We start from the raw sequence: 9,758 nt of genomic DNA, 5'->3' as shown, positions 1-9,758 counted from the left end.
TACCCATGACGTCTGAAATACTGTATTTCGGTGGGATAAGCATCATCATATGCAGATGATCTTCATCAAAGCCTATCGTCTCGATCTCAACGCCAGGTAAACTTCGCAGTAACTTTGGCATAACCTTTCGTAGGTAGCTGCACATACCAGGATTCAGGATTTTCCGACGGTACTTAGTTACCCAAACTGCGTGATACTTCGTGTAATAGACACTATGGGACGAGGTGTAATATTGCATTTATCCATCGTACCGTCTCCAAAGGCATTCATCCACGGGTAAACCCGTGGTTTTCTGTATTCACAGAATAAAATAAAGAAAACCCCACTAAGCTTTCGCCTAGTGGGGTTCCAGTTCTTACTCGCAGCAATCCAGCTACTATAATAGGTGCTCCCTGCATCTATTCCTTGATAGTTGGCTGACTCCTTCAGCGCAATCCTTTTCATCGCCTTCCTAGCGGTGTCCTTAATCTGTCTTCCTGACAGATTTCGTGCAATTATCCTTTGCACCGTACATTAACCGTCCTTGATAACCATCCTAGTTATTCAGCATCCAGCCAATGTCCTTCGCTTTCCTTGCCGACCATTCTTCCTGAATCATCGAATCTTCGTCCTGAAGATGACCTATCCTTGGGCCTTTCCTGTTCCGTGTCTGCTTCCTGCTGACAACTTAAGATTACTTTTTTTACGTTAACGAACAATTACCGTCCTGAAAAAACTTTTCTACACTATAAATTAATTGCAATTATAATGATTAACTTTCAATGAGTTAAAAATATAACATCTCATTCTACGGCATCAATAAACGCTAAAATCTTACAGTCCGTGTAAGAGATCTCGCACAAAGAAAATCCTAAATATGTCCATTGAAGAAAAAAACGGGATAGAGCTCTCACTCTAATTTAAGAAATATCTTCGCTAAAATAGATTTACTCTAGACTCAGTGCTCGAAAACTAGGATATTAATGCTGATCTTTATCACAAATCCCTATTTAGTCTGGGGAGCAAAGAAAAATCATTAGAGGAACAAAGCATGATTTCGAAATGGGCACAACGCTTTTACCAAATGGCAGAACTTGTTGGCTCTTGGAGTAAAGACCCGTCAACCCAAGTGGGTGCAGTCATTACCAAACAGAATCGCATCGTTTCCGTTGGCTTCAATGGCTATCCACACGGCATTTCAGACAGCGCAGGAACAGATGATCGAGATATGAAATATCTCAAAACCTTGCATGCTGAGGAAAACGCGATTCTTTTTGCTAAGCGTGATTTAGATGGCTGTGAGATTTACGTGACTCATTTCCCTTGCCCAAACTGTGCGGCAAAAATTATTCAAACCGGTATTTCTGCGGTTCACTGCCCTGAACAAACGGAAGACTTTTTGTCTCGCTGGGGTGATAAAATCAAAGTCAGCCAAGATATGTTTTTACAAGCCGGAGTAAAAGTAAACTGGCTACCACTAGATAACTTAAAGTAAGTAACAACATATTCAATACTAAACGCCCTCCGATATTGGAGGGCGCTTTACATTACAGTTGAATCTTTTTGACCATTCCAGCTTCAGCGTGACCTGGAATGTTACAGGCGAACTCTATGTTTTTGTCGCCATGAAAGTGCCATAGCAACTGCTTCGCTTTACCCGGTTCGACCAACACAACATTCTCACTATGATGTGTTTTCCCGTCCATTTGGCGCATCATCTCTCGGTGTTTCAATTGTTCAGCGGCTGAACCAATTGAGAACTCGTGTTCAATTTTACCCGTATTCATCACCACAAATTGCACTACATCGTTGGGCTCAATTTTGACGGCTTTCTTAAACGTAATTGTCATATCATCAGATAGTAGAACATGCACAACTTTATCTGGTTTAGCACCTTTAGCGGGCATGCCTACCTCAGACATGCCGTCCATCATCATACCAGCGTGATCCATTTTGCTATGGTCCATCTTACTGTGATCCATTTCTGCAATAGCAGAGGTAGTCAACACAGTTAATATGAATGCAATCAGTGTTCTTTTCATTTTATATTCCTTCTTGAATTCGAGTGTTTTGTTTGTTCAATATTAAAGTCATTAATCTTTAGCGATTTCACGACTCTTCCATAATTTGAATACCGCAGGCAGTACCAGTAACGTCAGCAATAGCGCAGATGCCATACCACCGATCATCGGTGCTGCAATACGCTGCATCACTTCCGAACCCGTGCCTGAACCATACATAATTGGGATAAGACCAATGATCACGGTGAGCACCGTCATCATCACTGGACGCACACGCTGACCAGCCCCTTCTCGAATGGCTTCAATTAAGTCACTGCTACCGATAGCTGTATGACTTTGCTGCGCATCAATCTTTTTGTAATGCCATGCCTGGTTAAGATAGACGAGCATAATCACACCTATTTCTACCGCAACACCAGCCAACGCAATAAAGCCAACGCCCACTGCAATCGAGAAGTTGTAACCAAGATAGTGCATTAACCACAGGCCGCCGACCAATGCTAATGGCAAGGTCGCCATAATGATCAACACTTCTCCGACACGGCGAAAACTGAAATAAAGCAGCAGCATGATGATCGCCAAAGTAATCGGTGTGACCACACTTAAACGTGCTTTCGCTCGCTCCATGTATTCATATTGACCAGACCATGCCAGTGAATAGCCAGCAGGCAGCATCAATTGTTCGATGACCGCTTTTTGCGCATCCAATACGTATGAACCCAGATCTCGTCCCTCAATATCAACAAATACCCAGCCATTTGGGCGAGCGTTCTCGGTTTTGATCATTGGGGGGCCATCTTCATAGCGAATATCGGCCACATCGGCTAAGGCAATACGAGCCCCGTTAGGCGTCACCAGCGGAAGGTTTTGCAATTTCACAACCGAATCGCGATAGTCCTGCGGATAACGCACGTTGATAGGGTAGCGCTCGAGTCCTTCAATGGTTTCACCCACATTCATACCACCAACCGCTGTTGAGACCACTTGCTGCACATCTTTGATACTGAGACCATAACGCGCCGCTTGTAGACGGTTGATATCAATGGTCACGTAACGACCACCCGCTACACGCTCAGCATAGACCGAGGCCGTTCCTTGGATACGGTTAAGAATCGGTTCTAACTGCGCGCCGATTTGTTCTATCTCTTTTAGATCTGGACCGGCGATTTTGATCCCTATTGGAGTTTTAATGCCCGTCGCCAACATATCGATGCGCGTTTTGATTGGCATTACCCATGCGTTAGTCAACCCCGGAAATTGCACTAAATTATCAAATTCTTTGCGCAAAGATTCCGTCGTTACCCCTTCACGCCATTGATCTTGAGGTTTCAGTTGAATAACCGTTTCTATCATCGTCAGCGGAGCCGGATCGGTCGCGGTTTCTGCTCGACCAATTTTCCCCCACACGGTTTCTACCTCTGGAACCGTTTTGATGAGTTTGTTGGTTTGCTGTAATAACTCACGAGCCTTACCGATAGAAATGCCCGGATAAGTGGTCGGCATGTACATTAAATCCCCTTCATCTAAAGGAGGAATGAACTCGCTGCCTAGTTTGCTCAGTGGATAATAAGCTGACGCCATCAAACCTAACGCTAATATGATCATACTTTTTGGATAACGTAAGCTCAGATTAAGCAGCGGTCGATATAACGCAACAAGCCCCCTGTTGACTGGATTTTTATGTTCTGGAAGAATGTTTCCGCGAATGAAATAACCCATTAATACCGGCACAAGGGTGATAGCTAAACCCGCCGCCGCTGCCATGGCGTAAGTTTTAGTAAACGCTAACGGCGAGAACATTTTGCCTTCTTGCCCTTCTAACGCGAAAACCGGCACAAAGCTTAATGTAATAATGAGCAAGGAGAAAAATAACGGTGCGCCCACTTCTTCCGCAGCCTTCGCAATGACCTGCCAGCGGTTTTTATCGGTCAACGGGGTCCGTTCAATATGCTTATGAACATTTTCGATCATAACGATCGCGCCATCGACCATCGCCCCAATAGCAATAGCAATCCCACCCAGTGACATGATGTTGGCGTTAATGCCTTGCCAGTGCATTACAATGAATGCCGACAAAATTCCCACAGGTAGACTAAGTGCAATAACCAATGACGAACGCATGTGGAACAAAAACAACGCGCACACAATTGCAACAACGATGAATTCTTCAGCTAATTTATGCCAAAGGTTTTCAACCGCATGATCAATTAAAGTGGAGCGATCATAAGTGGCGACAATCTCGACACCTTCTGGCAAACCACGTTGCAGTTCTGCCAATTTTATTTTTACATTATCAATAACTTGACTAGCGTTCTCACCAAATCGCATTACGATCACACCGCCAACAGCTTCACCTTCACCGTTGAATTCAGATATCCCCCTGCGCATTTGCGGGCCAAGGTTAATGTCAGCCACATCACCTAAAAGTAGTGGTGTACCTTTATCCGTTACTTTTAATGGCAACGCTTTAATGTCTTCGATACTTGTTAAATAGCCGGTAGTACGAACCATATGTTCCGCTTCCGCCACCTCAATTACCGACGCTCCGGTTTCTTGGTTACCGTTTTGAATCGCCATATTTATTTGTTGCAAGGTTAGGTTGTATGCACGCAATTTTGCAGGATCAATTTGCACTTGGTACTGCTTAACCATACCGCCAACCGTGGCGACTTCTGACACACCATTAACGGTTTGCAATTCGTATTTCAAAAACCAATCTTGCAAACTACGTAGTTGCGAAAGATCATGCTTACCGGTTTTATCTTGCAATATATAGCTGTATATCCAACCGACACCCGTCGCATCGGGCCCTAAGGTAGGTTTGGCATTGGGCGGTAGTTTAGGTGCCACTTGACTTAAGTATTCCAATACCCTTGAGCGAGCCCAATACATATCGGTTTGATCATTAAAGATGATATAAACATAAGAATCACCAAAAAATGAATATCCACGTACCGTTTCAGCGCCAGGAACTGCAAGCATAGCCGTGGTTAATGGATAAGTAACTTGGTCCTCCACCACTTGTGGTGCTTGGCCTGGATAACTGGTTTTAATTATGACTTGCACATCAGAAAGATCTGGCAAGGCATCAACGGGAGTGTTCTTTACACTGTAAAGTCCACCTAAAGTAAGGAACAATGTGGCGACTAACACCAAAAAGCGGTTATTGATCGACCAACGAATAATCGCACCAATCATTGTTTACCCCCCTGCACCGCTTGCGAGTTAAGTTGAAGCGCTTTAAGCAGGTAGTCTCCATTTTGTTTCAATATAAGAAAGCGAACGTTTTGCCCTTCCGCAAAAACACTAAGATCAATCCCTTCGTCTACCGTAAAATTCATTTCTCCCGCTTGCCAAGCCCACTCTTTAACTGCTGAGTGTTCGAGTGTGATCATGCCAAAGTCTGCCAACAGAGTATTAATTGAACCATCAACCCAAACTTCATTTGCCACTTCTACCCCATTTATGCGAGAAAGATCCGCTGTTTGGCTAGATTCAGAATCCAACATAAAATGAGCAGAAGTCACAACGCTATCTTGCTCTGTCAACCCTTGCAGAACTTCGATGCGATCACCTGCTTCACGGCCAATACTGATACGAGCCGAACGATACTTACCCTCTCCTTGCGCCAATACCACGCGTGTCATACCACCAGAGCGAATCACGGCGGCTTTAGGAATAGTCAAGACAGCTTGCTGAGAAACAGGTTGTAAGGCGATATTAGCAAACATGTTTGGTTTAAGATCGCCATTGGGGTTAGCGAATTTTAAGCGCATACGTAAAGTGCGTGTATTCGGATCCAAAATGGGATAAACATAATCGACCAGACCTTGCCACTCTTTACCCGGAATCGAATCTAAGGTCATCGTGGCAAAACTGCCTGCATTGATCCAATGCGCTTGACGCTCAAAAACTTCGGCATCAACCCAAACTTCATTCAATGGTCCAGCACTAATTACCGCTTGTGCTGGTGATAAATAGCCACCTTCTCGAATATTTAAACTGGCAATCACACCATCAGCGACTGCTTTAATTTCAATAAATTGAGTCGCTTTTCCTTGCTTGACGATCCGTTGGATTTGCTCACGATCAACCCCCAAAGAAAGCAAACGCTCAGTAGCGCCTTTCACTAGTCCACGACGATCGGTGCGATAAGCGTTGAGCAATTCTTCCTGCGCTTTGACCAAATCCGGAGAATAAAGGGTAAATAGTACATCACCTTTATTCACCTGCTCGCCAACCGCATTGATATGGAGTTTTTCGACCCAGCCACTAACACGGACGTTGGTTTGCCACAGTAAACTTTCATCAAAAGCGATGTAACCTACCGTTTCAATGCGCGGTGATAATTGGGTCAGAACCGCACGCTCGGTTTTAACGCCAAGGTTATTTTCAACTGCCGGATTGATTGTCACCGTACCAACTTGCTCATCAGTACCGCTTTCATCTTCAGAATAGACGGGAATAAGATCCATCCCCATCGGCGATTTACCCGGCTTATCACGCTTATAATTTGGATCCATTGGTGCAACCCAATACAAAGGCTCAGAGGGTGAACTTGAATCACTCATCGCTTGCATATCATGGTTCTCACCATCTTGATGGGGAAAATATTGGCTAGCGACAAACCCAAGTGCGCCACCGATAGCAAGCGAAAGGACTGCTACGTTGAATAATTTCATTGATATCTCCTACTTTTTCACTTGCTCAAGCGCTGGTGCCGCCACCTGAAAATCAAACCCGCTTAATAGATAAGCAAGGTTACTGTTGGTCAGATTCAAGTCTGTTGTTAAACGGGCTTGTTCTAATTGCAATGCCAATTCATCACTGGCCGCGCTGACTACATCATTAAATTGCGCGGTGCTGTTTTCATAACCTCGCTCAATAGCTTGAGTTCGTGCTTTTGCTTGGGTAAGCAACGTAGAGTGGTAGCGCTCTAAGCGCTGTTCTAAATTAGCTTTGTCGACCAATAATGCATTCACTTTGGCATTCATTTGAGCAAGCAAAACATCACGCTGAGACTTAGCAGCGCCGACTTGATATTGCGCTGCTGCATGATTTCTATCTTGACGATTTCCTGTAAATAACGGGATATCCATAGTGAGGTACGCACTGACCAAATCAGAAGCAGGCTGACCTTTCATATCATTGGCTTGGCGATAGGCGTACATCACTTCCACTCCGAACTGAGGCTGGTAAGCCGTTTGTGCGATTTCCACTTGTGTTTTACTGGTGTTGATCGCCGCTTCCGCCATCCCAATCATCGGGTGTTTCATCAGTTGAGTGAAATGCTGATTCTGCTCTGTCATTGAAGTTAATTGTTCGGTAAGTTGTGTCCACGGCAGCTGGTTATCGGCACTTAGTGTTGGTTGGTTCGCTAACCATGCCGAACCTAGCCATTCTGAAAGTTGTGACAAAATTCGACTTTGTATTTGGCGATTAGCCTGTAGTTTTTCATCCAATTTTGATACTTGTAATTGAGCTTGCAACAAATCTTGCGCTTCGCTTTTACCCAACGAGTAATTGGTTTCAATAAAACGCTCTAATTCACTCATCAAGCTCTGATTTTCACGCAAAATGCGTTGAGCATATTGTTGATATCCCAACTCTAACCAAAGTTGAGTCATGCTATTGGCAACCTCCAACTCGCGCTGGCGCACTTGCAAAGCCATACCATCGGCTTGTTGTTCAGCTTTCTTTGCTTGAAGCGTCAATGTTGAACCACGCTCAAATTGCTGCATTAAACCTACCGAAATATTGGTCATTGGGTCTTGGTCAAATTTAAAGCTATCGACAGGAAGACCCCCAAATCCCACTTTTAGCTTTGGATCCATCAAGGTTGAACTGGCTACGCCAGTCTCACGAATCGCTTGAGATTGAGCAAAATACTGCTGACGACTGGCATCAATTGATAATGCCGTCTCTATCAATTGAGTTAATACATTGGCTTTACTGATAGCGACTGGCTCTGTCGCATTTACCGCTATCGGTATTAACAAAGTACTGATCGACAATGCGATCACAGAGAGTTTGAATTTCACAATAAAATTCCATCCACATATGCACTCAATGGAAAACATTGAGATGCAAAAAAAATTGCTAGCCTAAAATTCAGGCAGCATGAATACGCGTTTTCTGCAGGGAAAAAGCGTCAATAAGATGAAATTACGCGATGGGAGGGCGATAAAGTGAACAGGAAACGGTAATGGTGCTGGTAAACGGTTCTGAATGAATCAAAAGCAAATCAACATGGGGGACAAAAGGAGTACCACCTAATGGGAACAAAGCAAACGCAGCTGCGCACATGGCCGAACAGCAAGAATGAACGCCATCCATTGCCATATCGATACAGTTAACCACGGATGACGCTTCTACTATCTCAGAGGAGTCAGCATGGTGAAGCGTTGCTAGGTTGCCTTCCTGACAGGGATACATTTTATGCATTCCAGAGGACGATACTTGTTCGGTAGATTGCATCTTTGCCATAGTGATCGCCATCAACGGTGCACTCGACACCATTGATGATGTGATCAAAACCACGACCATCAGCACTGAAAACCAAATTGTATGCGTTACTTGTTGCATAACAACATCACTCTAGTATTAAATAGCTTGAATAGACTAAAGTATCCCCTAGGGGCAAGGTCAATAGCTTATCGGTTATATATGATTCAAAAATGAGGGGCGTGACTCCAATCGGTTGATTCAAAGATAGAATTCTCGTTCAATGAATGCTCCGATCACCTTATCGTGCATCTTCTCCGATTTCGAAAAACCGATTGTTCTACGTACTAAACGTTTTAATCTGGAACGCAGGGTTAGATTGGTTCGCTCAATCCGTTGAGTGAACCTTTTGCCCACAACATGCTTTTCCCTTGGTCATTCTTTTGTGTAAACGCTGAAGTCATCGGTAAAAAAAGCTGATATCAAACGGCTTGAGCAAAGCGAGCAACGAGCGCAGAGCATCCGTACTACAGCTACCAAATGCGTGAGCAATGATGCGCTTATAGCGAGGCTACCAAGCATACCAAAGCCAGCGGCGATTTTTCTTTTTACCTACGAATGACCATTGCTCATCAACTTTACAGATTAGAGAGATGTTTGCTTTATCGAAGGGTATAGCGGTCACTTGCCTTGGCGAGAGTTTTTTAAAGTGCGTAGCACGGTGTTGTAGCCAACTTTTAAAACACGGCTTGTTTCTCTAACACCAGAGCTATTCATTGCCATATCAATAATTTGTTCTTTGACATTAGGCTTATATGCCTCGTAAGCGTAATCAAGCTGAAAGGAACGCTTACATTCTATGCAACGAAATCGCTGAAAGCCCGTTACTCCCTTACCGTGTTTACGTACATATTCAGTTTGGTTACAAAATCGACATTGAACTTGAATGGTAGCCATGATTTCTTGTTTGAGGGTGAAAAGGTTACCATTTTAACACAAGTTCTCCATGTTGGAGTCACGACCTAATCAATCAAATCGATCATTAGTGCCGTTCTAACCTTAGGTATGTTTGTTTTAATTTCGTGTATCATGAAGTAACCCTATCAAATCCCTTTAATAAAGGTATGCGCCCATGAATCGACGTGGCGATATTGCTAGGGCGTGTTGATCTTTGCTGTACGTTTTACGCTCAGCAATGCATTGGTAGCCACATTAACATAAATGCCAGCGATACCATGCTGGCATAGTTCCTTTTCAACTTGTCATATCTAGTTGATATTGCTCGATAATGCTTGATTTTAGCAAACGCATTTT

Annotated in this window: 8 protein-coding genes and 3 pseudogenes; 1 reads left to right on the top strand and 10 read right to left on the bottom strand. The window is 43.9% G+C overall.

The genetic code is table 11. From position 1 onward, the window contains the following. A partial coding sequence (gene tnpA, locus AACW06_RS21095; RefSeq protein WP_192076149.1) for an IS200/IS605 family transposase occupies positions 1-238 on the bottom strand: 238 nt, incomplete at its 3' end. A gap of 792 nt (positions 239-1,030) precedes the next feature. Here tnpA and AACW06_RS18100 point away from each other — a divergent pair. Then, positions 1,031-1,474 carry a dCMP deaminase family protein gene (locus AACW06_RS18100; protein WP_192076148.1) on the top strand — a complete coding sequence of 148 codons (444 nt, stop codon included), beginning with the start codon at positions 1,031-1,033 and terminating at the stop codon, positions 1,472-1,474. Between the two features lie 52 nt (positions 1,475-1,526). Here the strand turns inward: AACW06_RS18100 and copI are convergent, their stop codons facing one another. From copI to AACW06_RS18065, 9 genes and pseudogenes are all read right to left on the bottom strand, one after another. After that, positions 1,527-2,021, bottom strand: a complete 495-nt coding sequence (gene copI, locus AACW06_RS18095) for a copper-resistant cuproprotein CopI (protein ID WP_192076147.1) — start codon at positions 2,019-2,021, stop codon at positions 1,527-1,529. A 51-nt stretch (positions 2,022-2,072) separates the two neighbouring features. Continuing rightward, positions 2,073-5,198 carry an efflux RND transporter permease subunit gene (locus tag AACW06_RS18090; protein WP_192076146.1) on the bottom strand — a complete coding sequence of 1,042 codons (3,126 nt, stop codon included), beginning with the start codon at positions 5,196-5,198 and terminating at the stop codon, positions 2,073-2,075. Further along, a complete protein-coding gene (locus AACW06_RS18085; RefSeq protein WP_172532487.1) occupies positions 5,195-6,682 on the bottom strand; it encodes an efflux RND transporter periplasmic adaptor subunit in 1,488 nt (495 codons plus the stop codon). The genes AACW06_RS18090 and AACW06_RS18085 overlap by 4 nt, the downstream gene beginning before the upstream one ends. 9 nt (positions 6,683-6,691) lie before the next feature. Then, complete coding sequence (locus AACW06_RS18080; RefSeq protein WP_192076145.1) at positions 6,692-8,080, bottom strand: TolC family protein; 1,389 nt, start codon at positions 8,078-8,080, stop codon at positions 6,692-6,694. Between the two features lie 85 nt (positions 8,081-8,165). Beyond that, on the bottom strand, positions 8,166-8,534 hold the full coding sequence (locus AACW06_RS18075; protein WP_192076144.1) for a hypothetical protein: 369 nt from the start codon (positions 8,532-8,534) through the stop codon (positions 8,166-8,168). 171 nt (positions 8,535-8,705) lie between these two features. Next, positions 8,706-8,864 (bottom strand): annotated as a pseudogene (locus AACW06_RS21090) (IS1 family transposase); the annotation flags it as partial. 40 nt (positions 8,865-8,904) lie between these two features. After that, a pseudogene (locus tag AACW06_RS21085) lies at positions 8,905-9,129 on the bottom strand (IS1 family transposase). Then, positions 9,126-9,401, bottom strand: a complete 276-nt coding sequence (locus AACW06_RS21080) for an IS1-like element transposase (RefSeq protein WP_443263753.1) — start codon at positions 9,399-9,401, stop codon at positions 9,126-9,128. Before AACW06_RS21080 ends, AACW06_RS21085 begins: the two are co-directional and overlap by 4 nt. A gap of 232 nt (positions 9,402-9,633) precedes the next feature. Then, positions 9,634-9,758 (bottom strand): annotated as a pseudogene (locus AACW06_RS18065) (IS5/IS1182 family transposase); the annotation flags it as partial.

It is taken from the genome of Vibrio sp. S12_S33, assembly GCF_963889785.1.
Lineage (GTDB): Bacteria > Pseudomonadota > Gammaproteobacteria > Enterobacterales > Vibrionaceae > Vibrio > Vibrio aestuarianus.
The sequence above is the reverse complement of the archived record's forward strand: the minus strand, read 5'-3'. Positions and strand labels throughout refer to the sequence as shown.

Bases quoted from the DNA above. Each gene is read 5' to 3' on its own strand.
- AACW06_RS18080 (WP_192076145.1), bottom strand. From the start codon at position 8,080: ATGTTTTCCATTGAGTGCATATGTGGATGGAATTTTATTGTGAAATTC.
- AACW06_RS18085 (WP_172532487.1), bottom strand. From the start codon at position 6,682: ATGAAATTATTCAACGTAGCAGTCCTTTCGCTTGCTATCGGTGGCGCA.
- copI (WP_192076147.1), bottom strand. From the start codon at position 2,021: ATGAAAAGAACACTGATTGCATTCATATTAACTGTGTTGACTACCTCT.
- AACW06_RS18100 (WP_192076148.1), top strand. From the start codon at position 1,031: ATGATTTCGAAATGGGCACAACGCTTTTACCAAATGGCAGAACTTGTT.
- AACW06_RS21080 (WP_443263753.1), bottom strand. From the start codon at position 9,401: ATGGCTACCATTCAAGTTCAATGTCGATTTTGTAACCAAACTGAATAT.
- AACW06_RS18090 (WP_192076146.1), bottom strand. From the start codon at position 5,198: ATGATTGGTGCGATTATTCGTTGGTCGATCAATAACCGCTTTTTGGTG.